Below are 25663 nucleotides of genomic sequence, written 5' to 3'. Positions count from 1 at the left end.
CCGCTTACCGCCAAGCACACGATCACCGGGAGGGCCAGGTCCTTGGACTTCATCCGCCACATGCAGCAACCCTAACCAGTCGGAATACTGTATGCAATGATGCGTGCTGAGCTGACACCCCGATGAACGGCTACCACCCCCTTCGCCAGTTCGTGGACGGGACCTATCCGTGAACAGAGCCCAGTACCCCACCCGCGCCGGAACACTGCCACCGCGCTCCTGCCGCCCACCCCAATGGGTGCCCCGCAGAGGCGGCTCCCACCCGGCGACGCACCAACTGGTGTGGTGCGCGCACGCATGGTGCCCATGGGTCCGCCACCCGCTGCGGGCGGCGGACCCATGGGCAGGGTTCAGTTCAGGTCCCGGACCGTTCGGAGGCCAGCAAGTCGCACAGTTCGGCCACCGCCTCGCGGAGCCTGTCGGCGAATGCGCGCATCTGGTCGGCCACCGGCAGCGGTGTGCTCAGATAGAGGTGGAACCGCTCGGGCAGCAGGACATAGGCGACTCCGATGCAGCGGCTGCTGGTCGACCCGAAGCCGAAGTACTGGATGCCGGCGGACGGGGCGGAGCTGGTGCTCAGGTAGTCGTCCCGCATCGTCAGCCAGCCCGGGGTCCGGTACAGCGCGGGCTGCTCGGTCACTCCCAGCTCTGTCCCGCGCCGCCGCTGGATCAGTTCCAGCTCCCACAGGTGCTGCTCGGGCACCTGCCCGGCCTGACACTCCTTTGCGCGTTCCACATGCCTGCCCGCGGCGGCCCGGAACGCGGCGCGCCGGGTCGCCGCGTCCGCCGACGGGTCGTCCATCACGGTCACGAAGGCGCGCATCTCCGGGGTGACGACGCGCATCGCCTCGGTCCGCCCGTGGCGGTACTGGCGGGTGGCAATCGATTCGTACGTGGCGCCCAGCAGCCCCTTGGCGCGCCAGTGGGCGAGCTGGTAGGCGACCTGGACAAAGGCGTCCGGCGACGCGCCCAGCGCCTTGGCCGTGTTGCTGCCGAAGTCACTGAAGGAGACGGTGGCGGTGGCGGTGTTCTCCCCGTATGCGGCGAACGCTTCAGCGGCGGAGCGCACCTGGGCCCTCAGGGCGTCGTCCAGCTCGAACACGAGCGGTTCCAGGGCTGGTTGGCCCTGGGAGCGGGCTCCCGACTGCCGGGACTGGTCCGCGGCCGGGGTGCCGAGCAGGGCATCGGTGAAACTGAGAATGGTGGTGCCGTCCAGCTCGCAGTGTTCGACGTTGATGCCTGCCCGTCCGTCGGCGAACACGATCACGGACACGGCCTTGTCGAACCAGCGGTTGCCGCGGTCTCCGTAGAGCAGCTCGTCGCAGGCTTCCTGGATGTCCGCGGGCGCGAGATCCTCCAGGCAGACGCAGAAGAGCGCGGTCTCGATGTCGTCCAGTGCCTCCGCGTTGGACGGGTGGCGGGCGAGCAGGGACTCCCGGGCGGCCGCCCATTCGGCGCGGGCCATGGTGGTGAGGTGGCCCACCGAGGTGTCCGGGCCGGCCGGCTCGGAGCCGGCCTTCATCACGGCGCGCAGGCCGGTCTCGAGGTCGTCCAGGCTGTGCGGGACGCCGTCGGGGCCGAGGACGTCCAGCCGGAACATGCTGCCCCGGTGGAAGACGACGATGTGCCGGGCGCTGGACGGGCCGGGCGACTGCTCGCTGTAGGGGGCGCGGACGGTGTCCTGCTGCGCGCCGGGGATCCGGGTGGTGGAGAACAGGAACTTGTTCTGCACCATCGACTGTGGCCGGCCACGCAGGGTCACCGGCGCGATGAGCTCCTGGTCGAGCTGCCGCTTGTAGTTGAGGGCCGAGGCGATGAGTCCGGCCGCCCGCTCCACCTGCGCCTGGCCGGTGTCCTGGAACAGGAAGAAGAAGTTGGCGTTGAGCGCGATCCGGTCCCTGCGGCCCAGGTAGCGGTACGGCCAGAAGGTGTCGAGCCAGCTGTGGACGCCGGCCGTGGCGTCGTACTCCTCCAGCGCGGCGTGCAGCACCCGGCCGGGGCTGTCGGGCCGCAGGAAGGCGGCCACCTCCGCCTCGGTCGCCGCCAGTTCCTCGGCGGTCAGCAGCGGCGCGCACCACGCGAGGAACCTCTCGCAGCTCGCCTCCAGCGTCGGCAGCGGCACGCGCGGCAGGCCGTCCTCCCGGGCGAAGGTCGCGACCGCAGCGCTTTCCTGACTGGTGTTCAATTCTGCTCTCTTCTCGAATCGTGCGGACCTGTGGTGTCCTCGCGGGAGGCGAGCCCTCCGGCCTGAGACCCCGGCGTGCCGTCGTCCGGCCGGGAGATGCAGAGCTGTGCGTGGAGCCAGCCTTCCGTCTCCAGACCCCGAGCATCCACCCCGGCGGCCGACATCGTCTCGAGTACGAGGGCCTGTTCCTCCGGGGAGGCGAACCGTCGCTGTTTGAAGACCTCGTCGACCCGGATCGTTCGGTACCCCAGTTCGGCCAGGGCACGTTCGACGGGATCGAACGGGAACATCCGGAGCACGAAGTGCGCCATCCAGGGCCTGCGGCCGCCCTGCGCCCGGACCACGTGGGTGAGCGTCCGCTCGGTGACGTATCCGAGGCACCCCGTGGAGATGACCAGGTCCGTCCCGGCGAGCTGGGCGCGCTGCGGGGGCGTGGGGTCGTGCTGCTCCAGGTCGGCTTGCACCGCGGCGTCGAGGAATCCGGCCTCGAGCGCGTAGGACAGCGCGTTGCCGGAGGTGTCCAGGCCGACGAAGCGGATGTCCTGCGCGGGCCGCCGGGACCGGGCCAGTGCCCGGTCCCGGGCCAGGAGCTCCGTGCGCGTCCGGGCGTCGGCCGCCGTCGCGGCACCGCCTTCCGCGTCGCAGTAGCGCGCGTACAGCTCGTCCATGGTCGCGTCGTACTTCAGCAGGGCGGCGTTGATCCCGTAACTGCAGCCGATGTCCAGTACCTGTGGGACCGCGACGTGCCGGGACTCCCGGTACTCCTTGATGAGCTTGGCGAAGTAGGGCTTGGCGTGTTGCGGCACGCTGTAGCCGAGCGGGCGGAGCTCGCGGAAATAGCTGCGCGGATCGGGCTGGGTGTAGATGTGGTCAAGGGAGACCTTTCCGGTCGTGTCGAAACGCACGGGGCTCTCTTCCTCCGTGGATTGCAGAATGGGGAAACGGCCGGCGCCTGCGGGATTTCGCCGCCCGCTAGTCCAGCAGTCGGTCGCCCCGTACGGCCCGGCCCTCGGCCGCCAGGTGCTCGGGCAGGACCCGGCCGAAGAGCTGCCGGGTCCGGGCCACGCTCCCGATGACGCCGGGGCGCTCGCTGTAGGCGAAGATCGCGGAGTGGCGCGCGGTCTCACCGCGCACCGGGCTCACACGGTGCAGGGAGTAGCGGCCCTTGAACAACTGCAGGTCGCCCGGTTCCAGGGCGAGCCGCCGGATCAGATGCCCGCCCCGGCCGTCCAGCACGTGCGTCACGTCGTCGAAGCACTCGTCCTGGGCGGACCTGATGTTGGGGCAGTACTCGAAGACGCCGCCGGCCTGCGCCTCCTGCGTGAGCATGCTCACGGTGAACTCGTTGGTGTCGAAGTGCCACGGGTGCTCCATGCTTGGCGGGACGACGTTGAGGACCAGTCCGGAGAGCGGGTCGGCCAGCTCGTGCAGCCGAGGGAGTCCGAAGCAGCGGGCGACGAAGTCCTGGAACGCCGTGTCGGAGTAGAGCCGGCTGATGAGGGAACTCGCGGGAACACGGTCCCGGGCGACGAAGGCGTTGCCCCGCTGGAACGTCCTGCGGCCGGGGTGGTCCTGCGGCAGCTCCGAGTCCAGCCCGATGTTGTAGACGTTGACCGTTTCGACGTCGAAGTGAGCCATGGGGGCGATGGCCGAGCACTCCTGACGCAGGACGTCGCGGAGCGACGGGCGGATGAAGTCGGGGAGGACGGTGCAGCCGAGTGCGGCCAGTTCGCGCCGGGCGTGGGAGACCACTGCCTGCCCTGCGGCGCTGTCGAGTTCCGTCAGGGGGTAACGAGCGGTGTCGACCACTTGGTCAAGCTCGATGGCTTCCGAAGTGCTCATGCGACCCTCTCTGCATGCGGGCAGACCGTCCTGGGGGATGCTCGATCCCCCCTGGCTCGTCGGCAACTCCGTCCACAGGTACCAGAGTTGAAGCTCTCATAGTGGCCGCAACGTTGTCTGTAACACACGACACTGGGTGGTCGCGTCCGCCCAGCCGCCCGGTCGCCGGTCCGCAGGGGTGCAGAGGTTCTTCCACCGGTGCCGGCGGTTCGCTGACCTGACCGCAGTGGGGAGTGCCCGGCGGAAGGCCTCGCCGTCCGCGCCTGAGCTGTCGCGGCAGACGGTCTCGACGCCGGGGTGCTCGCGCAGTCACCGCTCAGGGCGTCGGCGTCGCGGCCCGGGAGTACGTCGACCCGTTCGCCGGTCTCGGCGTCGGTGGGGCTCGTGGCGAAGTGGTGGCGGCGTTTGAGCGCGAAGTCGTCGACGCCGAGACGCGCGGCCCTCGCAGCATGCGTCGGTAGTTGGGCGGTCGACCGGGCGATCGCCGCGGCCAGGGCGGAAGAGGCGGGTTCCGCCCGCCCCGTTAACCGACCGCCCCGGTAGTTCGCAACGAAGCAGTCAATCGCCTGCAGGCAGGGATACGGGCTTGCGCAGCAGCCACTGTCCGAACGTCCGACGTGGGGGCCGCACGACAACGCGGCCGAAGCTCTTCTTGCCGACCAGCTCCACTCGCAGCGTGATCGGCGTACCAGGGTCGGGTGTCCGATGGACCTTGACCTTGCTGTATTCCAGCGTCAGGGCATCGGCGTCGACCACGATGCCCGGCTTGGTGACCAGCGTCAGGGTCTTGCCGCGCACATCCATGTCGATCCGCAAGGTGTCCTGCGTGATCACTGCCTCGGTGAAGTCGAGCGTCACCTCGCACCACTCCACCGCAAGCTCCAGCCTCCGTGGCACCACCCAGCGCCCCACACGCTTGACCGCACTGAACCTCTGCTCGATCCGCAGCACGTCCTTGACCTCTGTTACGGCCACGCCGGCCGAGACGGACACCGGTGGCAGGTCAGCGGTGAGCGCGGTCAGTTCGCTGACGGTCCGCGCCGACAGGGCAGCCTCCAGGCGCTCGTCCAACTCGGCCGCGGTCAGCCGGCCGTCCCCCGCCGCGACACGCAGCACGTCCACCGCCCGGTCCCGGTCCGCATGAGAGGCCCGCAGCTCGGGCGACGAGCCGGGGCCGGAGTGCTTCCCTGTGGGCGCGATCTCTCCCGGCATGCTTCCGTCCCAGTCCTGTCGAACGTCTTCGCGCGATGCAGCCACGGCGCGACCAGAGGAATAACGCTATATCGCGACACAGGTCTCAACCAGGCCCGGAACAAACAGGAGCGGATTGACGTAGCCCCCTCTCGGAGAAAGGCCACGGATCCATCCCTGCTCACAGGGATGGATCCGTGGCCTTTCGGGACGTGAGGCGACTGGAGGGTGTCCGCCGCTCAGGCGCAGACCGCCGTGGGCGTCTCGCATGCGGCAGTCCCGCCGGTGGCGTTCGCCCGGCGCTCGACCGCCGCCAGGGCGTCCTTGACCTCGCGCGCCACGCGGGCCGCGTCCTCGGGGTTGTTCACCACATCTGTGTTGTTCATGTCGACGACGAGGACCTCGCTGGCCGAGTAGTGCTTGTGCACCCAGTCGTCGTAGCCGGACCACAGCGTCCGGTAGTACTCGACGAGGCTCTCGTCCTGTTCGAAGTCTCGGCCCCGCAACCCGATGCGGTGCAGCACCGTCTCGAAGTCCGCCTTGAGGTAGACCATGAGATCGGGTGCCTTGCGGTACGGCAGGCCGTCGATCTCGCGCATCATCTCGTCGAGAAGCCCCTCGTACACCCGCATCTCGAGGGAGCTGATCCGGCCCAGGTCGTGGTTGACCTTGGCGAAGTACCAGTCCTCGTAGATGGACCGGTCCAGGACGTTGTCGCCCTGCTTGTACGCCTTCTTGATCGAGGCGAACCGCGTCTGCAGGAAGTGGAGCTGAAGCAGGAAGGGGTACCGCTTGGCCTGGATCTCCTCGGGGCTCGCCGTGTAGAAGAGCGGAAGGATCGGATTGTCTTCCACGCTCTCGTAGAAGACTTCGCTGCCCAGTTCCTTGGCGAGCAGTTCGGCCACACTCGTCTTGCCGATCCCGATCATGCCTCCGACGCAGATCACTGACATACCTCACATCTCCGTGGCGGGTCTTCTGTTCACGGGCGGGTGGGCAGGGCGCCCCAGACCACTTGGACGCGCGTCGGCGGTCACGCGATTCCCGGGATCTTCGTGATCAGCGTCGTGTCGTCCCCGTCCGGACCCAGGCCCTGACACCGGCCGCTCTCCTCGACCGGCCGACCTGGCCGTTCCGCAGTCGCCACACAGCGACGAGCCGCAGCCCCCGCGGCCGCCCTGAAGTTTAACTGATCGTTTCAGAATGACGTACGGGAGTCGTCGCAGGCAGATGATGCCGCGGGCGAGTTCCAGCAGGCCGTGGCGGAGGGCAGCGCGGTGCTCGTCACGGGCCCGGAGGCGCTTGGACTGTGGAGCCGGGCGCGACGCCGCGTCGCACGATCAGGGGTTTGATGCCGCGCCTTACGGGCGTGCCGTGCTCCCTCACTCCGGCGAGTTCTTTCAGGCGGTACCCCATTGGCGAAGTTGCAGGGCGATCTCCTTGACGGACTTCTCGCCGGAGATGGCGTCGCGGACCAGGACAGCGGCGTCCTTCGGCGGGTAGGTCAGGGTGTGGCCGTTCACGCGGAGGAACGCGACTGCGGCGAGCCATCCGAACTGGCCGTTGGAGTGCTCGAGGGCCGGGAGCCTCACCAGGGTGTGGAGCAGCGCGGCAGCCTTGAGCCAGATCGAGCCGTAGACATCCTGGCCCATGGCCTCCGCGCGGTGGCGGGCGACCGCGGCGGGAAGGACTCCCAGGTCGTCGGCTTGCGGGTCACCGAGAATGTGCTCGGCGACCTGCAGCAGCATCGGTACCTCCGCGTAGATCACCCCGTCGGGGCGGGGTGCGCTCATGCGGCGCTCCCGTGTGCCTGGTCGCCGTCGAGCTCGGCCAGGCGGCGGCCGGCCTCCGCCTCCGCGGAGCGGCGCTCCTCGTTCGGACGTCCGTCCTCCGGCAGGATCTCGGCGAACGCGTCCTTGACGTGGTCGTGCGCCTCCACCGCGGCCTGCAGGAATTCGTTCGGGACGGCGTTGGCGAAGCTGAGCGCGGCCCGGCGGATGTACTCGCGGGTGGACAAGCCCGCGGCCGTGGCCGCGCGGCGCACCTGGTCCAGTTCGTCATCGTCCGCGAACGGGACGTTCATACCCTTGGAAGTCGGCATGTACTGACGGTACCGCCAGTACAACCGGGGCGCGAGTGGTTCAAGGGTGACGCCGGCAACGGCGGCGGGCTGTGCGGCGGCGGACGGCGTCTGCCGCCACGCCGATTACCGTTGCGGCTTCGCCTTCGACAGGATGAACCCATGACCGAGATCCAGACGCCCCGCCTGCTCCTGCGCCGCTGGCAGGACGACGACCTGGTGCCCATGGCCGAGATCAACGGCGACCCGCAGGTGATGCGCTGGGTCGGCGACGGCTCCGTACGCGACCTGGAACACACGGCGGAGGCCATCGAGCGGTGGGAGGAGGAGTGGGACGAGGAGGGCTTCGGCCTGTTCGCCGTCGAGTTGCTGGCCTCGGGTGAACTCGCGGGTTTCACCGGCCTGTCCCTGCCGGAGTTCCTGCCCGAGGTGATGCCCGAGGTGTCCGTGTGCTGGCGGCTGGGCCGACAGTTCTGGGGTCAGGGCTACGCCTCGGAGGCCGCCCACGCCGCGATGGAGTTCGCGCTCCAGGACCGCGGCCTGGAACGCCTGATCGGCATCGCCCGGATCGGCGACGACGCCTCGGAGAACGTCATGCGCAAGCTCGGCATGGCGCCGCAGCGCGAGACCACACACCCCAAGTACGGCTTCCCCCTGCGCGTGCACACCATCGACCTCACCGAGTTCCAGGCCTGAACCAGCGCCACCGCCCTGCGAGCGTCCACGTGGACCACGGCCCCGCCGACGGTCCGGGCGGTACGAAGGCCTACCCCGGTGCTGGTGCTCCCCGCGGACGACGATCGGGCCTTCCGGCTCGCCGGCCGCCCTCGCTCCGGACAGGTCGGCGATCTCCATCGCCGGGTGCTTCTTGTGGTCGCCGCAACCGTGGGCAGCTTCCACTGCGGCTGTGATGGCTCCGTCCTGCGACCGGCCGCGCACTGCAAGCACGGCGATTGGTACAGACCTTGACGCGGCCACGCCACGGCCCTACGGTCTCGAGCTGACCGGTGTTCACATCCACACACCGCGTTCAGGTAAGTGAACCGTGATCCGACAGGAGGTCCCCCCATGCGCGTGCGTACGCTGCTCGCCTCCCTGGCCGTCGCGACCGTCGTCATCGGCAGCGGCCCCGCTTTCGCCGCCGACCCCAGGGTCGCCCCCGGCGGCAACTTCGATCTCTCGGTGTGGCAGCTCCAGGAGCCGGTCGGCTCCCCGGGCTCACCGACCACCATCTCCTCGTCCCGCCTCCAAGGGGCGAACGGCTACCAGGACTCGTACTTCTACACCGACACCCGCGACGGCGCGATGACCTTCTGGGCGCCGGAGAAGGGCGTCACCACGACCAACTCCAACTACGCCCGCTCCGAACTGCGCGAGATGAACCGCAGCGGCAGCGCCGCAGACTGGCCGCTCAGTGGTACCCACCGCATGAGCGCGACGCTGCGCGTGGTCTCGGTGACCTCCAACGTCTGCGTCGGGCAGATCCACCTCGGCTCCGGCGGCTCGTCCACCAAGCCGCTGCTGGAGCTGTACTACCGCTCCAGCGGCGACATCGTCCTCGGCACCGAGAACTCGCCCTCCGGCGGCCAGACGCTCCACACCGTCGGCCACGTGTCCGTCGGCAAGACGTGGACGTACACCATCGGCGTTTCCGGCGGCCACACCATCGACCTGACGGTGAACGGCAGCACCACGCACTACGCGATCCCGTCGTCGTTCAACGCCTACAAGCAGTACTTCAAGGCGGGTTCGTACAACCAGTCCTCCTCCGACAGCACCACCAGGGGCGCGCGCGTCGCCTTCTACGGCCTCACGGTCTCGCACAGCTGAGCTACCGGCTCCCGCCGCGAGCGACATGATCGCGGCGGGACCGCTCGACCGGGGGCTGCGCGCTGCCGTCCCGGGCAAGGCGCGCAGCCCCCGCTCGCGCGGGCCCGGGAGTGGCTCCCGGGCCCGCGGCTTCACTGAGGGCATTCAGCCCAGCCGTGCGTCGAAGGCCAATGCCTGCGCCAGCTCCTCGACACGTCGCTCGGCGAGGCCCCTGGAGACGAACCAGGCGCCCACGTTGCGGACATCGCGCTCCAGGAAGGACAGACCCCGCGGGTTCGCGACGACGTCGACGATCTGAGGCACGTCGATGACGACCAGGCGGCCCCCGTGGACGAGGATGTTGTAGGCCGACAGGTCGCCGTGCGCGTAGCCGTCACGCGCGAGCAGCGACAAGCTGCGGCCCAGTTGCTCCCACAGGTCCTCCAGATCGACCTCTTCCGAGCGGAGTTGGGCGAGACGTGGCGCGGCCGTCCCCGACCGGTCGCCGATGAACTCCATCAGGATCTCGGTCCCGAGGATCTGCACGGGGTACGGCACGGCCACCCCCGCCGACCACAGCCGCGACAGCGCCGCGAACTCGGCGCCGGCCCACTGGCCGGCGATGGCCTCCTTGCCGAAGGCCGTGCGCTTGGCCATGGCCCGGCTGATCCGGGACTCCTTGTGGGCACGCCCCTCCAGGTATCCGGAGTCGCGGTGGAACATGCGGTGCTGTCCGTCGCGGTAGCGTTTGGCGGCCATCAGGGTGCGGCGGCCGGTCCCGGGCACCGCCCGTTCGATCAGGAAGACGTCGGCCTCTTTGCCGGTCTTGACGATCCCGAGTTCGAAGTCGACGGCGGCCAGGTCCGTCACCACCCATGCAGGGCGCGGCTCGGGGCCCTTCTCGGTGGGCGTCGACCGGTCCCAGGTGGACCAGCGGTCACCCTCGGCAGGGCCGTCGGTCGACTGGCCGGGGGTTGGTTCCTCGAGGGTGTCCTCGTCATCCTCGGCGCCGGAATCGAAGACGGTGGAACGGGCGTCCTGGGTGCTGCGGGCATCCCCGGCCGCCGAGGGCCGGCGTGCCGCGTACTCGGGGAAGGCCTCCTCGAAGGCCTCGTCAGCGTCGCGGTGATTGCGTCGTCTGCTGCCCTTGGGGCGGATACGGGTGAAGGACTCGCCGTCGGCAAAGCGCTCACGCATGGTGATGATCTCCAGTGGAAGGACCCACCGGACGGAGCGTCAGCGAACGCGCGTCATCAGCCGGTGGGCAGGTAGCGAGAAAAGGCGTCTGGCGCGCACACACGAGCGCGCCGCGTCAGGGCGGCGTCCACGAAGACGCACCTCCTCTCCCACTACGCCGGGCCGTTATTCACGCCCAGCACTCCAGATCGGCACGATCCTAACCAGCCCCGCACACCGCGCAACCGGTTTTCTCAGGCCCCCGCAGGCACGGGTTGACGGGCACCGAAGGGGGCGACCCCGCGTTGCGCGGACGCCAACCGGGTCCTGGGTACGCCGTCGTCCCGGCCGGGCCGGAAGGGCGCCGCCCCGTGCGGGACCGCGGACCCGCCGGGGAAATGGGACCGGGCGGGTAAACTCGTGGGGAAGTGCGTTCCGCGGACGTCGGTACCGGCGGCGGCGCGCACGACGCAGCTCGACCCCACGCCGTACGGACGGGACCACCCGCTGTCGGTCACCGTCTTGTCTTCGGCTCGTTCTGGCGACTCCCCGGCCGCGCATCCGCCGGGAATTCCCTCGATGCGTGCCCGTCGAGGAAGGTTCGCCCGTGAACCGTTCGCCCCGGAACGACCAGCGCTCCGGCCAGTCCGGCCGTTCCCGTCCGCAGATTCCCGGCCGCTCCGGCGGCAAGGGACGCCCCACGACGCCGCAGGGCGAGTTCGCGGCACCCGTGACGACGACCCCGGCCCTGCCGCCGATGACGGCGTTCACCGAGCTGCGGCTCCCGCCGGCCCTGCTGAAGACCCTGGCCGACCTCGGCGTGGACGAACCGTTCCCCATCCAGGCCGCCACGCTGCCGGACGCACTGGCCGGCCGGGACGTGCTCGGCCGGGGACGCACCGGCTCGGGCAAGACCCTGGCCTTCGGCCTGCCGCTGCTGACCCGTACAGCCGGGCAGCGTGCCGAGCCCAAGCGGCCCCGCGCCCTGGTCCTGGTGCCCACCCGTGAGCTGGCACAGCAGGTCACGGAAGCGCTCACCCCCTACGCCCGGGCGCTGGACCTCAGGCTCGCCACCGTGGTCGGCGGCCTCTCGATCGGCCGGCAGGTCGGAGCGATCCGGGCGGGGGCCGAGGTCGTCGTGGCCACGCCCGGACGTCTGAGCGACCTCGTCGCGCGCCGTGACTGCCACCTGGACCACGTGCGGATCACGGTCCTGGACGAGGCGGACCAGATGGCCGACCTGGGGTTCATGCCGCAGGTCACCGAGCTGCTGGACCAGGTGCGGGCGGGCGGCCAGCGGATGCTGTTCTCGGCCACCCTCGACAACAACATCGACCTCCTGGTCCGTCGCTACTTGACCGATCCGGTGGTCCACTCGGTCGACCCCTCGGCCGCGACCGTCGTCGCCATGGAACACCACGTGCTGTACGTCCACGCCGCCGACAAGTACGCCACCGCCACCGAGATCGCCGCCCGTGACGGCCGGGTGATCATGTTCCTGGACACCAAGCACGCGGTCGACCAGTTCACCAGGCACCTCGAGGGTTCCGGTGTCGCGGCGGCGGGCCTGCACAGCGGGAAGTCCCAGCCGCAGCGCACCCGGGCCCTCGCACGGTTCAAGACCGGCGAGGTGACGACCCTGGTGGCCACCAACGTCGCCGCCCGCGGCATCCACATCGACGACCTGGACCTCGTGGTCAACGTCGATCCCCCCGGTGACGCCAAGGACTACCTCCACCGCGGCGGGCGGACCGCGCGGGCCGGCCGGTCCGGCCGGGTGGTGACCCTCGTGACCACGCACCAGCGCCCCGACATGACCCGGCTCATGTCCGACGCGGGCATCCGGCCGGCGATCACCCAGGTGCGTTCCGGCGACGCGGCGCTGAGCCGGATCACCGGGGCCAAGGCCCCGTCCGGCGTTCCGGTCGCCGGCGCACCGGCCGCGCAGGCACCGGCACGCGGTGGCGCCCCCTTCCGCGGCCTGGGCACACGCCCCGGCCGGGAGTCGCGCAAGACGGCCGAGGCCCGCCAGATGGCCGCGGCCCGCGAGGCTGCCCGCATCCGCCGGGGCAACTGACCCCGGGCACGCCGTGGCGCCAGGCATCAGGGGCGGCGCTCGCGACGGCACGGGCGAGCAGGGCGTTGATGAACGCTCTGAAAACGGCGATGCGTTCCGGCTTCGCCGCCAACTGAGCGACGGGGCATACTGTCCGTCGTGACGACGTATGACCGCATCGGTGCGACCTACAGTCACACGCGACGACCGGATCCCCGGATCGCCGCCCAGATCCACGAGGCGCTCGGCGATGCCGCCACGGTCATCAACGTGGGTGCCGGCGCCGGTTCCTACGAACCACCGGCAACGGTCCTGGCGATTGAGCCCAGTTCGGTGATGATCGCCCAACGTCCGACCGGATCTGCGCGGGCCCTGCAGGCATCGGCGGAGTCGATTCCCATCGCCGACGACTCGGCCGACGCGGCGATGGCGCTGCTGACCGTGCACCACTGGACCGACCTGGAAGCCGGTGTCGGGGAACTCCTTCGGATCGCCCGGCATCGCGTCGTCATCCTCACGTGGGACCAGGCCGTCTTCCGCAGGTTCTGGCTGCTGGACGAATACCTGCCAGAGGTGGCCGCGTTCGACGACACAAGGGCCGTCCCGATCGACCGGATGGTTGCGCTGCTCGGAGGCGCGCGCATCGAGACGGTCCCGGTCCCGCACGACTGCACCGACGGATTCGGCGCTGCCTTCTGGCGTCGACCTGAGGCGTACCTCAACCTGCAAGTGCGATCCGGCATATCGATGCTCGCCCAGACCGGTGAGGAGATCCTCCGCCCGGGCCTGGCGCGGCTGTCCGGCGACCTGACTGCCGGCCTGTGGCACGAACGCCATGCCGACCTGCTCGACCGCGAAACGCTTGACGTCGGCTACCGACTTCTCGTAGCCGACCTGTAGGAACGGGCGGGAGAAGATCCGTGCCTTCCGCCCTGCTCACCTGCCAACTGTGCGACGGAGGCGTGTGAGCGGTCGCGGTCCACCTCCCGCGAGGCGCGTACGCGACGATCAGCTCCCGCCGGGGTTCCCCTCGGCATCGCTGCTCGGTGTGCGGGTGAGGATCGCGCTTGCGACAACGTCGAAGAGGTGCTCGGCGCGTGGCGCGAGCGAGGGTTGATCGCCGAGCCAGGCGAGCGCCGCTACCAGGGCGAACACATCGGCGCCGTCCATGTCGGTCCGCGCGGTGCCCGCGGCCTGGGCACGGGTGAGGAGCCGCGCGCCGGCCGCGCGCAGCGTGACGCACGAAGCGTGGAGTGCGGACTCGGTGTCCTCGATGGCGGCTGCCATCAGCACCACGGCGCCCCGGTACTCGGTCGTCCAGGCGACGCAGTCGCGCAGCCACGAAACGAGGGCGTCGTCGGGCGAGCCGGACGTTTCGAGGGCGCCTGCCTTGGCGGTCAGCTCGTCGAAGCTCGTACGGAGCAGGGCGTCGAGCAGCGCCTCGCGCGTCGGGAAGTGACGCAGCAGCGTCGCGAGCCCGACATCGGCCCTGCGCGCGATGTCGCGCAGTGACACGTCGACGCCTTGCTCGGTGATGGCGGTGCCCGCTACTGCGAGCAGGTGGTCGCGGTTCTTCCTGGCGTCGGCCCGCATCTGCCCCCCTTGACTATCCGGATCAGTGGTCCATATATTCGGATCAGTGGTCCGGTTATGTGGATCGCTGATCCGAATGAGTCTATCCCGCAGCGCGGGCAGGAGAAAACGATGCCGACACACACGATGAGGGCGGTCCGGCTCCATGAGCACGGCGGTCCTGAGGTTCTGCGGTACGACGAGGTGCCGATGCCCGAGCCGGGGCCGGGCGAGGTGCTCGTTCGCGTGCACGCGGTCGGCGTCAATCCCCCCGACTGGTACCTGCGCGACGGGATGTCGAACCTGCCTCCGGAGGTGCGGCCGAAGTTCAGCCTGCCCGTGATTCCGGGGACGGACCTGTCGGGCGTCGTCGAGGCCGTCCCCGCGGATGTGGACGGCTTCTCCGTCGGGGACGAGGTCTTCGGTCTCCTTCGCTTCCCCAGCTTCGACGGCAGCACCTACGCCGAGTACGTGGCCGCGCCCGCGTCGGATCTCGCGCTCAAGCCGGCCGGCATCGATCACGCGCACGCCGCCGGGGCGCCCATGGCCGGGCTCACGGCGTGGCAGTTCCTGATCGAGCTCGGCCACGATCACCCGTCGCCCTTCCAGGCGGCGCAGCACCGTCCGGTGCCACTCGACGCCGACACGACGGTGCTCGTCAACGGCGCCGCGGGCGGCGTGGGACACTTCGCGCTTCAGCTGGCGAAATGGAAGGGCGCACGCGTCATCGCGGTGGCGTCGGGCGCACACGAATCCTTCCTGCGCGAACTCGGCGCCGATGAGTTCATCGACTACACCAAGAACCGTCCCGAGGAACTCGTGCACGACGTCGACCTCGTCCTCGACGCCGTTGGCGGCCCCCACAGCAAGCGCTTCCTGCGCACGCTCAAGCGCGGCGGCTCCCAGTTCCCCGTGTTCTTCGGCGAATTCGACGAAGAGGAGACCGCGAAGCTGGGCGTCACCGTCACGGGCACCCAGGTCCGCTCGAACGGCGCGCAGCTCGCCGAGCTGGCACGCCTGCTCGACGCGGGCACGGTCCGCGTCGCGATCGACAGCACGTTTGCGCTCACGGATGCCCGAGCCGCGCACGAACGCGCCGCCCGAGGGCACATCCAGGGGAAGATCGTGCTCACGGTCGCCTAGGAACGAGGGGCTTCACCCACGCGCAGGTGGTGGTTGTGCCGGATGGCGGCGGTCAGGGCGAGGAGTCGCTGCAGGATGCGGTGGGCCACGCCGCCGGGTGTGCAGCACGGTGGCGTTCGAGGTCCAGCCGGCCCCTGAGGGGGTCGTTGACCGAGTCGATCAGCTGCCGCAGCGGATTGAACAGCTGCGCACCGGTCCGTTCGGGTTCGCCCGTGCGGGCCGGCCGCAGCTGGTGCACATTCGTCAGCCGTGCCGGTCGCCGATCGGTGTCCGGCGCCCGGGCGGTCGGCGGTCACCTGGGTCCGGGGTGCCGGTCCGGCCGGCGCGGGTGCGCAACACTGCGGAAGACCTGACCTCGGGCTTTCATGAGGCGGCCTGTCCAACGCTTGACCACAAACGCGAGAAGTGCTCCTGACCTGGAACGATAGGACTTCTTGAGGGTCCGGATCGTGCCGTGGAAAGAAGCACTTCTCAGGCGAAGGAGCGTAACGGGTGGTACATGCCTATCCGCTGCTCTGGCTCCGTGGCGCAAACCGTGGGCCGTCCACGATCCCGGCAAGATCCTCCTGGACATGGCCCTTGCGGTCGCGCTGGGCGGGGGCCGCCTCGCGGACGCGACGATTCTGCGGTGAGAGCCGCCGTCTTCGGCCCAGAACACGGCCACCGACCACATCACCACCACCGACTCGCCCGGACCCAACGACCGAAGACCTACAGGCGAGGACGGCAGACACTCATCCGCACGGACTCCGCCGGCGGCACCACCACGTCCTGAAAGTCCCCGAGCCGGCCTGGACACTGGCCATCGAGACCGACGGCGACATCCGTGAAGGGGCCTGGGCCGCCGAACTGGCCAGCGATGTCCTGGACGGCCGGCCCAAGGGAATGCGGCTGATCGTCCGCAAGGAACGCCCGTCCCGGCACCCGGTTAAGGATCTCCGGCGCAGACGGTATGCGGATCACCTGCTTCGCCACCAACACCCCCGACCGGTCGATCGCCGAACTCGAAGTCCGCCACCGACTGGGAGCCCGCACCGAAGACCCATCCGAGCCGCCCGCGAGCCCGCGGTGGTCAGCAGCTGAAACCGCCGTCGACCGGAAGGCTGGCTCCGGTGATGAATGCAGCCTCCGGCCCGACGAGGAAGGAGACAGCGGCGGCGATCTCCTCGGGGCGCCCGAACCGCCCCATCGGGGTGAGTGATGTGACGAAGGAGGCATCTTCCGCATCGGCCGGGTTCATATCGGTGTCTATCGCGCCGGGCTGAATCGCGTTGACGGTGATGCCGCGTGGGGCGAGATCGCGCGCCCAGCCCTTGGTGTAGGTGACGACCGCAGCCTTCGTCGCCAGATAGTCGGAGAGACCGGGGAAGGGCACCGTGGTGGTGGCGGATCCATTGGATGCGATGGAGACGATCCGCCCTCCCTCCGGAAGGAGGGGGACCGCAGCGACCACCATACTGACAACCGATTGAAGGTTGATGGCCAACTGACGGTCAAATTGGCTCTGGTCGCGATCCGGCGCATCGACTGTTCCCGTGACATGCACTCCAGCATTATTGACAAGGATGTCGAGTCGACCGAAGTGATCAGCGACCTGGTGGATAAGATCCTTTGCTTGCCCGGGGTCGGCCTGGTCGGCCTGGACAGCCAATCCGCGACGGCCGGTCGCTTCGATTGCCGCGAGGGTCTTCTTGCCCTTCTCGGGATCGGCCGCATAGCTGAATGCCACGTCGGCGCCGTCGGCCGCGAGCCTGACGGCAATGGCTGCCCCCATCCCGCGCGATCCGCCTGTCACCAGTGCGACTTGGCCTGCGAGCTTCTGTTGCATGGGTGCCCTCACAATCATTTACCGAAGTTCGGTGGGACTAGTGCCAGCGCGGCCACACGTGTGCCACTCCAGCCCGCAGCGTGGCGACGATCTCGCCGGCGACGGGTCCACGTGACACAGGTGGGCTGCTTGGCCATGCCTCAGAGACTGGCCCAGCGGGTGGGTGCGGCGCCTCACCACATTGTGGGTACCCATGGCGTGGGTTGGCTGTCCCGCGGGTTGGAGGAGCAGGATGGGGGGCATGAGCGAGCAGCGGAACACGGAACTCGGCGACTTCCTGCGGTCGCGGCGGGCCGCGCTGACCCCCGCCGAACTGGATATTCCGACATATGGGACAGTTCGGCGTGTTCCGGGCTTGCGGCGCGAGGAGGTGGCGCTGCTCGCGGGTGTGAGTGTGAACTACTACGCCCGCATCGAGCAGGGAGAAAGCCATCAACTTTCCGAATCGGTAATCGAAGCTATCGCCAACGCACTGCGCCTCAAAGACAGCGAGCGACTCCACCTTCTGCGTCTGGTCTCGCCCGGGAAATTCTCCCAGCGAAACCCCGGGCCCGAAAAGATCCGCGACTCGCTCCTCGCACTGGTCATGAGCAACAGCGAGCAGGCGGCGCTGATCGTCGGGCGACATATGGATCTACTCGGCGCGAACAGGCTCGGCTATGCGCTCTTCGGCCTCACTCAGGGGCAGCGGGTCAACCTGGCCAAACAGGTGATCCTCGAACCGGCGATGCGCGACCTCATGGTCAACTGGGCCGATCAGGTCCGCGATGTGGCTGCCTACCTGCGCATGGCCACCGCCGACTTGTCTGACGATAATCAGCTCGCGGAGTTGATCGGCGGGCTGAGCATCAAGAGTCCGGAGTTCGCCCGATTCTGGGCAGCCCACCCGGTCAGTCAATGCACGCACGGAGTGTACGAGATCGACCACCCCATGGTCGGCCGCCTGACTCTGAACGAGGAAACCTTGGAAGTGGGGGAGAACTCCGGACAACGCGTCGTCTTCCTCGGCGCCGCACACGGCTCCGATTCTGCGCAACGCCTGCGACTACTGGACTCCCTGATCTATTAGGCCTCCTACAAGACCTTGCCAAGCTATTTGCCGCCCTCTTGGCAAGGTACAGGTCATACCCTGTCGACTTGCGTCGTGGCTATGAAGGAATATAAAGACTCGCAAAGCGCTCACGAAGAACCACTGGCCCGGGCCACCTGGAAGTTGGCGCTTTTCGATAATACTGGCGCGTAAGAGAGGGCGGATTCGATATTCGCCTTCATGAATCGTCGCGAAAGTGGGCCGCCGAGCGGGTTCCGTTTCAGGGAACAGGTGCCCACGAGCCCGGAACGGGTTGCTGAGGCTGGTTACCGCTGCGGCCGTGCACACGGTCCGACAGCCGCTGCCGCGAGCTGCCCACACCGACCACCGTTGTCCGGCCCGCAGGCGCCTCCGATCAGGGGGGCGATGCTCCGCTGCCGTTCAGGAGCCATCCCGGAGCCGCGTCAACAAGGTCACGCTGCCTGCTCGCGAAGCCGCTCACCACTCATGACTCGGCGATGGCGCTGGGGGGACCTGCCAGTACCTGGACCAGCAGGCCAGGGCCAAGGCAGGCCTGCCCGACCGCTCCGGGGCGCCCTTCCGGCTGGTTCTCTGGAATGCACGCAGTCGTCAAGAACCAAGGACTTCCCCATGAACCTGAAGCTCGAAATGATCGTGCTGCCCGTCTCCGACACCGACCGGGCCAAGGCCTTCTACGAGAAGGTCGGATTCCGCCTGGACGTCGACTACACGGCCAACGAGGAATTCCGGGTCGTGCACTTCACTCCGCCCGGCTCCGAGTGCTCGATCATTTTCGGCGAGGGAATGACTCCTATCGCACCCGGCTCGTTCCAAGGCCTGTATCTCATCGTCTCCGACATCGAGGAGGCCCGCGCGGAGCTCGTCGGCCGCGGCATCGAGGTCAGCGAGATCTTCCACGACGCCGGCGGGCTGCTGTACCACGGCCACGAGGGCGGGGACGTCACCTACGACCGTGTCGGCCAGAAGCAGCTGGCCGGACTGCATCCCGAGCGCGCCTCCTACGGCTCCTTCCTCACCTTCAGCGACCCGGACGGGAACGGCTGGGTGCTCCAGGAGGTCTCGCAGCGCCTGCCCGGCCGCTGACCACCCCACGAAGCCACCGTCCAAGGGCCGCAACGGGCCGCATCCGGGCCCAAGACAGACACCGGACCGCCGGGCGAGCGCAAGGGTGCTCTCCGCCGCCCGGCGGTCCGGTTGCCACGGGGCCGACCGGCGGCCGCGGCCGGCGATGGGCCGCGGCCGCCAGAACGTCCGACCGAGTCACGGAAGCAATGAGGAACGAGACAGTGAGGAACGCAGCAGTGATGAACGAGACGACCCGCACCTACGACGTGATCGTCATCGGCGGGGGGCCGGTCGGCGAGAACGTGGCCGAACGCGCCCGCGCCGCAGGTCTCAGCGCCGTGATCGTGGAACGCGAACTCCTCGGCGGCGAGTGCTCGTTCTGGGCCTGCGACCCGAGCAAGGCCCTGCTGCGACCGGTGGTGGTGCGGGCGGACGCGAGCCGCGTACCCGGACTCAATCCGGCGGTGGCCGGCCCGCTGGACGTCGAGGCGGTCCTCGCACACCGCGACAAGATGTCCTCGTACTGGAAGGACGAGGACCAGGTCGACTGGCTGAACTCGGTCTCCGTCGACCTCGTACGCGGCCACGGCCGCCTCACCGGCCCCAAGCAGGTGGCCGTGCAGACCCCTGAGGGCGACACCGTCACCCTGACCGCCCGGCACGCCGTCGCCGTCTCCACCGGCACCCGCGCCGCCCTGCCCCCGATCCCCGGACTCGACACCGTCCGCCCCTGGACCAGCCGCGAAGCCACCAGCGCCGACGAGGTGCCCGGCCGCCTCGCCGTCGTCGGCGGCGGTGTGGTCGCCGTCGAGATGGCCACCGTCTGGCAGGCGCTCGGTTCCCAGGTCACCATGCTCGTCCTCGACGACGGACTCCTCGAGCGGATGGAACCGTTCGCCGGCGAGCTGGTCACCGACGGACTGCGCGAAGCCGGCGTCGACATCCGCTTCAACACCACCGTCACCTCCCTGGCCCGCGAGGGCGGCGAAGACGGCGAGGTGCGGATCACGCTCTCCGACGGCGGGCAACTGGCCGCGGACGAGATCCTGCTGGCGACCGGCCGCGCCCCGCAGACCCGCGACGTCGGCCTGGAGACCGTCGGTCTCACCCCCGGCGACTGGCTGACCGTCGACGACACCTTCCGTGTCACCGGCGTCGACGGCGGCTGGCTCTACGCCGTCGGCGACGTCAACCGCCGTGCGCTCATGACGCATCAGGGCAAGTACCAGGCCCGGATCGCCGGCACGGTCATCGGCGCCCGTGCCAACGGGGAGCCCGTCGACGACGCTCCCTGGGGCGCGCATGTCGCCACCGCCGACCACGCGGCCGTCCCCCAGGTCGTCTTCACCACCCCCGAGGTCGCCTCCGTCGGCCTGACCAGCCGCGAGGCCGAGCAGAGCGGGCGCCGCATCAAGGTCGTCGACTACGACCTCGCCCACGTCGCCGGCGCCCACCAGTACGGCGAGGACTACCGCGGCAAGGCCCGCATGCTCGTCGACACCGACCGCAACACCGTGGTGGGCGTCACCTTCGCCGGCCCCGGCGTCGGGGAACTGGTGCACTCGGCCACCATCGCGGTCGCGGGCGAGGTGCCCCTCCACCGGCTCTGGCACGCCGTCCCCGCCTTCCCGACCCTCGGCGAAGTCTGGCTGCGGCTGCTGGAGACCCACCGCGGCTGAGCATGGCCCGGCCGGCGCTGCGGGGGCTGTGAAGCCCCCGCAGCGCCCGCGTACGGGCCTGAAAAGCACTCCACACGTCACGTAGCCCCGCAGCGACTGCGGAGGAGCTCCACACCGGGGCCTTCGAGGTCGTCGCAGTAGGTCGCGCGCCCGGTCGTGGCCATGATCAGGGCCACGGTGGGGCCGGACACGAGCGGCCCGGAACCGGTGGCGAACGGGCCGTCGTCCGCGACGAGTCGCAGTCCGCCGATGCGGCCCTTGGCGAGGACCACGAGGTCCGAACCCTGGTAGTACTCGGCGACCTGCGTGAGGACCTGGATCGGGTGGTCGTGCCGGATGCCCAGCGGGCGCCGGATGTCCTCTCCGTGCACGATCGTCTCGCCCAGCATCGCGATGGCGGGCAAGGGAGGCTTGGTGGTGCTCGGGATGACATGCCGGAATCGTTCGAGGGTCTCGGCCGGAGTCGTGCCCAGCTGCTCGGCCAGCCGCATGGCCACCTGCTTGTCGAAGTCGAACCTGCAGCGGATCACTCCCGCCATCCAGCGCACGGCATTGAGGCTCGCGCCCGCGGTCACGTGCGCCAGCACCTCACGTACCGTCAAGCCGGCGCACAACGACGGCGTTGCCCAGCGCTCGTCCGTCAGATCCGCGAGATCGGCCGCCAGCGCCGCTCGCTCGGCGTGGATCAGGGGCCAGACCCCGGTCCCGCGGCTGCGGTCTGCTGTCACTTCCGGATCAGTCATATGGCCAGGTCTCCTGTCACGGGTCGCGCTCTGCGGCAACGGCATTCACGAAGGAGACTCCGGCTCCGGCGCAAAGTCATCGCCCGTGCGCGACCTGTCCTCCGGCACCCGTACCTGAATCTCCCGCGCACCGACAGCGGCCCGGAACGGAGATGTGAGACTTGACTCTCACAATATGTGAGAGGATACTCTCACGTCATGGATGCCGGTAACCGTCTGGGCGATGTCGAGATCACTGATCCGCGGGCGATGCGGGCGCTGGCGCACCCTGTGCGGCTGGCGATCCTCGAACGCCTTCAGCGGCATGGGCCGGCGACGGCGACACAACTCGCGCCCGATGTGGGGGCGACCCCGTCCGTGACCAGCTGGCATCTGCGGCATCTGGCGGGCTTCGGGCTGGTCCGCGATGCCGAGCCCGGCCCGGACCGTCGTCAGCGGCGGTGGGAGGCGGTGGCGCGCGGCTTCCGGTTCGAGGCGCCGGAGGACCCGGAGGACGAGGAGGGCAGGACGGCCGCGCGGGTCCTGTCCCGGGAGATGTTCGTGCGCTCCACGGACCTGGCGAACCGGTGGGCTGCCGAGGTCGAGCCCGGCCTCGAACCGGCGTGGCTGCGGCGTGCGGGGCTGGCCAACACCCGTGTCGTCGTCTCCGCCGACGAACTCGCCGCCATCGAGGACGCGATCGAACGCGTCCTCGCGCCCTACGTGATGCGTGACGAGGCCGCGCGTCCGGCCGACGCCCGCGGCGTCCGGCTGCTGCGTTACGCCCTGCCCGAGGGCGCCGAGGAGCAGACCGGCGGGACGTCATGAGCGCCGCAGACCAGGCCGTACCCGTATCGCTCTGGCGTGACCAGCGGTTCCGTCGCTTCTGGGCCGGCCAGTCGGTCTCGCAGTTCGGCGACCGGATCACCGAACTGGCCCTGCCGCTGATCGCGGTGGGGGCGCTGCACGCTTCGGCCCATCAGGTGGCGTGGCTGACCGCGCTCATCTGGGCCCCGAACCTGCTCGGGATCGTCCTCGGTGCCTGGGTCGACCACCGCATCCACAAGCGGCGCCTGATGGTTCTCGCCGACCTGGCGCGCGCCGCAGTACTGCTCTCCCTCCCCGCCGCCCATGTGCTGGGGGCTGTGACGCTGGGGCAGTTGTACGCCGTGGCGTTACTGACCGGCGCCGCAGCGGTGTTGTTCAACACCGCCTATCCCCCGTTCTTCGCCCACCTGGTGCCCCGGTCGTCCTACGTGGACGCGAACAGCAAGCTCAGTACCAGCCGGTCGGCGTCATACGTCGCCGGCCCGGCGATCGGTGGTGCTCTGGTCCAGGCGTTGACCGCTCCCGTCGCCGTCGTCGTCGATGCCCTGACGTTCCTGGCGTCCGCGCTTTTGGTCGGCCGGGTTTCGATGGACGAAGTGTCGGCCGTCCCTGACCGAGCGACACCCCCGCTGCTGCGGCGTGCCAGGGAGGGACTGGCGTTCGTCATCCGTCACCCGGTGCTGCGGCCGGGCCTCGGGTGCGTGGCGACCATCAACTTCTTCACCTTCGTCGCGGGCAGCGGGCTGATCGTGCTGTTCGCCAGCCGGAACCTCGGACTGACCGCCGCAGCCATCGGCATGGCCTTGGGGATCGGCGCCACCGGCTCGCTCCTCGGCGCGGTGATCGCGCCGAAGGTCTCACGAAGGCTCGGCATCGGCCGCAGCATCGCCGTGGGCGCTGTGCTGTTCCCGGCACCGATCGCCATCGCCGCTGCCGCGGGCGGCCCCCTGTGGGCTCGCGCCGGAGCCTTGGCCCTGGCCCAGTTCCTCTCCGGCGTCAGCGTCATGCTCTTCGACGTCAACCTCAACTCCCTTCAGGCGGCAGTGATCCCCGACGGCATGCGCAGCCGGGTGGCCGGCGCGTACAGCACGATCAACTACGGCGTACGCCCCGTGGGCGCCGTCCTCGGCGGGCTCCTCGCCACCCTCATCGGCCTCCGGGTGACGCTCCTCGTCGCTGCCGTCGGCGGAGCGCTGTCGCTGCTCTGGCTGCTGCCCTCGCCGATACCACGCATCCACTCCCTGACCCCCGGCCACCCGGTCGCTCCCGGCACCGACACGGACCGGGAGGCGCAGCCATCGCCTACCTGACCCGCAACGGGAGCATCCGGGTCGGAGCGTGGGCCGCGCTGCCGTAACGGCTGCCCCTCACCGGCGCGATTGGCACGCGCCGGTGAGGGGCGGTTGCCCGTGGGTGTCGCCGTGCAGAAGGGTCAGACCCGGTCGGCCGCGATGAGCAGGTACTGGAAGCTGCCGTTGCGGTAGGCGGTCAGGAACGTGTCCTCGATGCCGGTGACCAGGTGGTCCGCCTGCTTGCGCAGCTCCCAGTAGGGGATCGCGGCCTCGGTCAGGTCCTGCACGTGGACCGGTACCAGACGGTGGCGCGCCATCGCCCGGAAGTACGCGGAGCGCGGGTGGATGTCGCAGATGTAGTGCGCGTTGATCAGGGACACCTCGCGCGAGGCCTGACCGTAGGTGTCGTTGTAGCAGCCGGTGACGGTCACGTACCGTCCGCCGCGGCGCAGCAGGCGGGCGTGCTCGGCGAACAGCAGGTCCAGCTCGACGTACATGGTGGACTCGTTGTTCCAGGACGCCGCGTACCCGCCGGTCTCGAAGCCCGTGTCGAGCATGTTGCGGTGGTGGTAGCGGACCTTGTCGTCGATGCCCCGGACACGGGCCTGGTCGTTGGCGAAGTCGGCCTGTTTGGTGGAGAGGGTGACCCCGTCGGCGTGGCAGCCGTAGCGAAGGTGCGCCACGACACTGCCGCCGCCCCGTCCGCAGCCCGCGTCGAAGACGCGGTCGTCCGCGGAGAGGTCCCCCAGGTTGGAGGCGAGCAGTTCGGCCTGGGCGTGCTCCAGGCGGTGCAGTTCGGCGGTGATGCGCTTGCGCCGCCGGCCGGGATCGGGTTCGTCGAGGACCGAGGTGTCGGCCTCACCGATGCCGTAGTGGTGGTGGTACAGGTCGTCGATCTTTCCGAGTTCGAGGTTGACCGGGTTCTCCTCGGCGTTCCAGTAGTCCGCGATCCGGCTCTGGTAGGTGGACTGGGCCGGGACCGGAAGGACCGCGGGCCGGGCGGCAGGGGCGTGGGTCAACTGTTGCTCCTCGTCGTGCAGGTGCCATGTGCCGGTGGGTCACAGGCGGCGGTTACCAGTAGTCGGGCAGGTGGTAGCGGTGGCTGTTGGTGGCGTGCCACTCGTGGTTGCCGGACACCCAGGCGGCGAGCCCCCGGGCGTAGCGCTCCACGAGGGGCGAGGTGGCGGAAAGCAGGGCCGATTCCTCTTCGAAGGCCGCCATGATCGTGTTGTGGATCTCGACCGACCGGAGGTAGGCGGCCTTCAGCCCGCGCCGCTCGTTGGCGGCGACGACCTGGGGCAGGTTGAGGTGTGACGGGTCGCTCGCCAGTTCCTTGGTGAAGGAGTACAGGTCGTTGACGATCGTCGTGGCGTTGCAGGCCAGCGCCGTGATCCGCTGGATCTCGGGGCGAGCGTAGGCCTGCTCGGGCAGTTCGTAGCCGTCCACGGCGTCCACGATGGACAGGCAGGGGCGGAAGTTGTTGAACTGCCGCATCACGAGGTACTCCCAGACCTGCGGCACGTACCGGGTCTCCGCCCAGGCGGCCTCGGCCAGGTAGCCCAGGTGCAGCCGGGCGACGTCGTGCACGAACCGGTCGGTCTGGCTGGGTGTGGCCAGGACGGCGAAGTCCCGCAGCGCAAGGTGGTAGGAGCGCAGCGGGCCGTCCGCCCGGACACCGCGTCGCCACTCCTCCTCCAGAGCGGGGGTGCCGTGGTACGGGTCGAGTGCCGACTGGGCGATGACCAGTCGTCCGCCGAGGCCGTTGCGCGCTCCCCCGCGGCCCTCGTCCTCCTCGCAGTAGCAGGAGTCGACGATGTTCTCGGCGAGCAGCAGCTTCCCTGCGGCAGTGAGGCGCTCCAGGTCGGCGGCCCCGGGGTGCTGGAGCACGACGGCACGGCCGAACTGGAAGCCGGCGAAGTCGCCCTGCCAAGCCGCCGGGAACAGTTCGTTGGCGCGGGCCCAGGCCTCCACGCGCAGGTCGACCTCCTGCACCTTCTCCGGGTCGGCGGGCACCGCGGGCCGGTACAGCAGCCCGGGGATCGCGCCGTGGCGCCGGGTTCTCGCGCTCCGGGCGGGACTGGGGGGTTAAAAACATCACCCCCCCCCCACAAAAAGGCACAGGT

At 69.6% G+C, this 25663-nt stretch carries 22 protein-coding genes and 3 pseudogenes; 11 read left to right on the top strand and 14 right to left on the bottom strand.

Annotated elements, in window-relative coordinates; genetic code table 11:
- Nucleotides 1-355 precede the first annotated feature (355 nt).
- From PV350_RS18850 to PV350_RS18820, 7 genes are all read right to left on the bottom strand, one after another.
- Nucleotides 356-2185, bottom strand: coding sequence for a choline/carnitine O-acyltransferase (locus tag PV350_RS18850; RefSeq protein WP_500334963.1), 1830 nt, complete (start codon nucleotides 2183-2185; stop codon nucleotides 356-358).
- Entirely contained in the window at nucleotides 2182-3090 is a 909-nt protein-coding gene (locus PV350_RS18845; protein ID WP_499508885.1) for a class I SAM-dependent methyltransferase, read from the bottom strand. The genes PV350_RS18850 and PV350_RS18845 overlap by 4 nt, the downstream gene beginning before the upstream one ends.
- A gap of 67 nt (nucleotides 3091-3157) precedes the next feature.
- Entirely contained in the window at nucleotides 3158-4027 is an 870-nt protein-coding gene (locus PV350_RS18840; protein WP_500334961.1) for a HalD/BesD family halogenase, read from the bottom strand.
- Between the two features lie 558 nt (nucleotides 4028-4585).
- Nucleotides 4586-5239 carry a DUF1707 SHOCT-like domain-containing protein gene (locus tag PV350_RS18835; protein WP_499516690.1) on the bottom strand — a complete coding sequence of 218 codons (654 nt, stop codon included), beginning with the start codon at nucleotides 5237-5239 and terminating at the stop codon, nucleotides 4586-4588.
- A gap of 218 nt (nucleotides 5240-5457) precedes the next feature.
- Complete coding sequence (locus PV350_RS18830) at nucleotides 5458-6171, bottom strand: deoxynucleoside kinase (RefSeq protein ID WP_499508887.1); 714 nt, start codon at nucleotides 6169-6171, stop codon at nucleotides 5458-5460.
- Between the two features lie 447 nt (nucleotides 6172-6618).
- Nucleotides 6619-7011 carry a type II toxin-antitoxin system death-on-curing family toxin gene (locus tag PV350_RS18825; protein ID WP_450398762.1) on the bottom strand — a complete coding sequence of 131 codons (393 nt, stop codon included), beginning with the start codon at nucleotides 7009-7011 and terminating at the stop codon, nucleotides 6619-6621.
- Nucleotides 7008-7319, bottom strand: a complete 312-nt coding sequence (locus tag PV350_RS18820) for a hypothetical protein (RefSeq protein WP_499508888.1) — start codon at nucleotides 7317-7319, stop codon at nucleotides 7008-7010. The genes PV350_RS18825 and PV350_RS18820 overlap by 4 nt, the downstream gene beginning before the upstream one ends.
- A 141-nt stretch (nucleotides 7320-7460) precedes the next feature.
- Between PV350_RS18820 and PV350_RS18815 the strand changes: the two genes are divergently transcribed.
- Both PV350_RS18815 and PV350_RS18810 read left to right on the top strand, forming a co-directional pair.
- On the top strand, nucleotides 7461-7994 hold the full coding sequence (locus PV350_RS18815; RefSeq protein WP_499508889.1) for a GNAT family N-acetyltransferase: 534 nt from the start codon (nucleotides 7461-7463) through the stop codon (nucleotides 7992-7994).
- Nucleotides 7995-8366: 372 nt separating this feature from the next.
- Nucleotides 8367-9128: a polysaccharide lyase family 7 protein gene (locus PV350_RS18810; RefSeq protein WP_500334958.1), complete on the top strand. Its 762-nt coding sequence runs from the start codon at nucleotides 8367-8369 to the stop codon at nucleotides 9126-9128.
- Nucleotides 9129-9272: 144 nt separating this feature from the next.
- Here PV350_RS18810 and PV350_RS18805 read toward each other — a convergent pair whose 3' ends face one another.
- A complete protein-coding gene (locus tag PV350_RS18805) occupies nucleotides 9273-10304 on the bottom strand; it encodes a serine protein kinase RIO (RefSeq protein ID WP_500334956.1) in 1032 nt (343 codons plus the stop codon).
- Nucleotides 10305-10890: 586 nt separating this feature from the next.
- On the opposite strand from PV350_RS18805, the gene PV350_RS18800 reads away from it, so the two are divergent.
- The gene (locus tag PV350_RS18800; RefSeq protein WP_500334954.1) at nucleotides 10891-12360 is read left to right on the top strand and encodes a DEAD/DEAH box helicase; all 1470 of its coding nucleotides are present in this window, start codon (nucleotides 10891-10893) and stop codon (nucleotides 12358-12360) included.
- Between the two features lie 138 nt (nucleotides 12361-12498).
- Entirely contained in the window at nucleotides 12499-13239 is a 741-nt protein-coding gene (locus tag PV350_RS18795; protein WP_500334953.1) for a class I SAM-dependent methyltransferase, read from the top strand.
- A 108-nt stretch (nucleotides 13240-13347) separates the two neighbouring features.
- On the opposite strand, the gene PV350_RS18790 is transcribed toward PV350_RS18795, so the two are convergent.
- Nucleotides 13348-13932 carry a TetR/AcrR family transcriptional regulator gene (locus tag PV350_RS18790; protein WP_500334952.1) on the bottom strand — a complete coding sequence of 195 codons (585 nt, stop codon included), beginning with the start codon at nucleotides 13930-13932 and terminating at the stop codon, nucleotides 13348-13350.
- A gap of 111 nt (nucleotides 13933-14043) precedes the next feature.
- On the opposite strand from PV350_RS18790, the gene PV350_RS18785 reads away from it, so the two are divergent.
- Entirely contained in the window at nucleotides 14044-15054 is a 1011-nt protein-coding gene (locus PV350_RS18785) for an NADP-dependent oxidoreductase (RefSeq protein WP_500334994.1), read from the top strand.
- On the opposite strand, the pseudogene PV350_RS18780 reads toward PV350_RS18785, so the two are convergent.
- Nucleotides 15051-15292: pseudogene (locus tag PV350_RS18780) on the bottom strand (hypothetical protein); the annotation flags it as partial. The gene PV350_RS18785 and the pseudogene PV350_RS18780 sit on opposite strands and share 4 nt — an antisense overlap.
- 397 nt (nucleotides 15293-15689) lie before the next feature.
- Here PV350_RS18780 and PV350_RS18775 point away from each other — a divergent pair.
- Nucleotides 15690-16096: pseudogene (locus PV350_RS18775) on the top strand (IS1380 family transposase); the annotation flags it as partial.
- 30 nt (nucleotides 16097-16126) lie between these two features.
- On the opposite strand, the gene PV350_RS18770 reads toward PV350_RS18775, so the two are convergent.
- On the bottom strand, nucleotides 16127-16882 hold the full coding sequence (locus PV350_RS18770) for an SDR family NAD(P)-dependent oxidoreductase (RefSeq protein ID WP_499508895.1): 756 nt from the start codon (nucleotides 16880-16882) through the stop codon (nucleotides 16127-16129).
- 241 nt (nucleotides 16883-17123) lie between these two features.
- Between PV350_RS18770 and PV350_RS18765 the strand changes: the two genes are divergently transcribed.
- From PV350_RS18765 to PV350_RS18755, 3 genes are all read left to right on the top strand, one after another.
- On the top strand, nucleotides 17124-17951 hold the full coding sequence (locus tag PV350_RS18765; protein WP_499508896.1) for a helix-turn-helix transcriptional regulator: 828 nt from the start codon (nucleotides 17124-17126) through the stop codon (nucleotides 17949-17951).
- 612 nt (nucleotides 17952-18563) lie between these two features.
- Nucleotides 18564-19037 carry a VOC family protein gene (locus PV350_RS18760; RefSeq protein ID WP_499508897.1) on the top strand — a complete coding sequence of 158 codons (474 nt, stop codon included), beginning with the start codon at nucleotides 18564-18566 and terminating at the stop codon, nucleotides 19035-19037.
- A 221-nt stretch (nucleotides 19038-19258) separates the two neighbouring features.
- Nucleotides 19259-20698, top strand: a complete 1440-nt coding sequence (locus tag PV350_RS18755; protein ID WP_500334951.1) for a dihydrolipoyl dehydrogenase family protein — start codon at nucleotides 19259-19261, stop codon at nucleotides 20696-20698.
- 77 nt (nucleotides 20699-20775) lie between these two features.
- Here the strand turns inward: PV350_RS18755 and PV350_RS18750 are convergent, their stop codons facing one another.
- The gene (locus PV350_RS18750; protein WP_500334950.1) at nucleotides 20776-21441 is read right to left on the bottom strand and encodes a maleylpyruvate isomerase family mycothiol-dependent enzyme; all 666 of its coding nucleotides are present in this window, start codon (nucleotides 21439-21441) and stop codon (nucleotides 20776-20778) included.
- A 198-nt stretch (nucleotides 21442-21639) separates the two neighbouring features.
- On the opposite strand from PV350_RS18750, the gene PV350_RS18745 reads away from it, so the two are divergent.
- Together PV350_RS18745 and PV350_RS18740 are read left to right on the top strand one after the other, a co-directional pair.
- Entirely contained in the window at nucleotides 21640-22248 is a 609-nt protein-coding gene (locus PV350_RS18745; RefSeq protein ID WP_500334949.1) for an ArsR/SmtB family transcription factor, read from the top strand.
- Nucleotides 22245-23558, top strand: a complete 1314-nt coding sequence (locus PV350_RS18740) for an MFS transporter (RefSeq protein ID WP_500334948.1) — start codon at nucleotides 22245-22247, stop codon at nucleotides 23556-23558. The genes PV350_RS18745 and PV350_RS18740 overlap by 4 nt, the downstream gene beginning before the upstream one ends.
- 122 nt (nucleotides 23559-23680) lie before the next feature.
- On the opposite strand, the gene PV350_RS18735 is transcribed toward PV350_RS18740, so the two are convergent.
- Together PV350_RS18735 and PV350_RS18730 are read right to left on the bottom strand one after the other, a co-directional pair.
- On the bottom strand, nucleotides 23681-24559 hold the full coding sequence (locus tag PV350_RS18735) for a geranyl diphosphate 2-C-methyltransferase (protein ID WP_499508901.1): 879 nt from the start codon (nucleotides 24557-24559) through the stop codon (nucleotides 23681-23683).
- A gap of 52 nt (nucleotides 24560-24611) precedes the next feature.
- Nucleotides 24612-25625, bottom strand: a pseudogene (locus PV350_RS18730) (family 2 encapsulin nanocompartment cargo protein terpene cyclase); the annotation flags it as partial.
- Between the last annotated feature and the right edge of the window lie 38 nt (nucleotides 25626-25663).

Origin of the sequence: Streptomyces sp. PA03-6a, from assembly GCF_033792765.1 — a bacterium.
Taxonomy (GTDB): domain Bacteria; phylum Actinomycetota; class Actinomycetes; order Streptomycetales; family Streptomycetaceae; genus Actinacidiphila.
The sequence above is the reverse complement of the archived record's forward strand: the minus strand, read 5'-3'. Positions and strand labels throughout refer to the sequence as shown.

Excerpts from the sequence above, each read along its gene's own strand:
- PV350_RS18835 (WP_499516690.1), bottom strand. The coding sequence starts at position 5,239 with ATGCCGGGAGAGATCGCGCCCACAGGGAAGCACTCCGGCCCCGGCTCG.
- PV350_RS18785 (WP_500334994.1), top strand. The coding sequence starts at position 14,044 with ATGCCGACACACACGATGAGGGCGGTCCGGCTCCATGAGCACGGCGGT.
- PV350_RS18810 (WP_500334958.1), top strand. The coding sequence starts at position 8,367 with ATGCGCGTGCGTACGCTGCTCGCCTCCCTGGCCGTCGCGACCGTCGTC.
- PV350_RS18755 (WP_500334951.1), top strand. The coding sequence starts at position 19,259 with ATGAACGAGACGACCCGCACCTACGACGTGATCGTCATCGGCGGGGGG.
- PV350_RS18820 (WP_499508888.1), bottom strand. The coding sequence starts at position 7,319 with ATGCCGACTTCCAAGGGTATGAACGTCCCGTTCGCGGACGATGACGAA.
- PV350_RS18750 (WP_500334950.1), bottom strand. The coding sequence starts at position 21,441 with ATGACTGATCCGGAAGTGACAGCAGACCGCAGCCGCGGGACCGGGGTC.
- PV350_RS18840 (WP_500334961.1), bottom strand. The coding sequence starts at position 4,027 with ATGAGCACTTCGGAAGCCATCGAGCTTGACCAAGTGGTCGACACCGCT.
- PV350_RS18765 (WP_499508896.1), top strand. The coding sequence starts at position 17,124 with ATGAGCGAGCAGCGGAACACGGAACTCGGCGACTTCCTGCGGTCGCGG.
- PV350_RS18815 (WP_499508889.1), top strand. The coding sequence starts at position 7,461 with ATGACCGAGATCCAGACGCCCCGCCTGCTCCTGCGCCGCTGGCAGGAC.
- PV350_RS18760 (WP_499508897.1), top strand. The coding sequence starts at position 18,564 with ATGAACCTGAAGCTCGAAATGATCGTGCTGCCCGTCTCCGACACCGAC.
- PV350_RS18825 (WP_450398762.1), bottom strand. The coding sequence starts at position 7,011 with ATGAGCGCACCCCGCCCCGACGGGGTGATCTACGCGGAGGTACCGATG.
- PV350_RS18830 (WP_499508887.1), bottom strand. The coding sequence starts at position 6,171 with ATGTCAGTGATCTGCGTCGGAGGCATGATCGGGATCGGCAAGACGAGT.
- PV350_RS18790 (WP_500334952.1), bottom strand. The coding sequence starts at position 13,932 with ATGCGGGCCGACGCCAGGAAGAACCGCGACCACCTGCTCGCAGTAGCG.
- PV350_RS18770 (WP_499508895.1), bottom strand. The coding sequence starts at position 16,882 with ATGCAACAGAAGCTCGCAGGCCAAGTCGCACTGGTGACAGGCGGATCG.
- PV350_RS18740 (WP_500334948.1), top strand. The coding sequence starts at position 22,245 with ATGAGCGCCGCAGACCAGGCCGTACCCGTATCGCTCTGGCGTGACCAG.
- PV350_RS18745 (WP_500334949.1), top strand. The coding sequence starts at position 21,640 with ATGGATGCCGGTAACCGTCTGGGCGATGTCGAGATCACTGATCCGCGG.
- PV350_RS18805 (WP_500334956.1), bottom strand. The coding sequence starts at position 10,304 with ATGCGTGAGCGCTTTGCCGACGGCGAGTCCTTCACCCGTATCCGCCCC.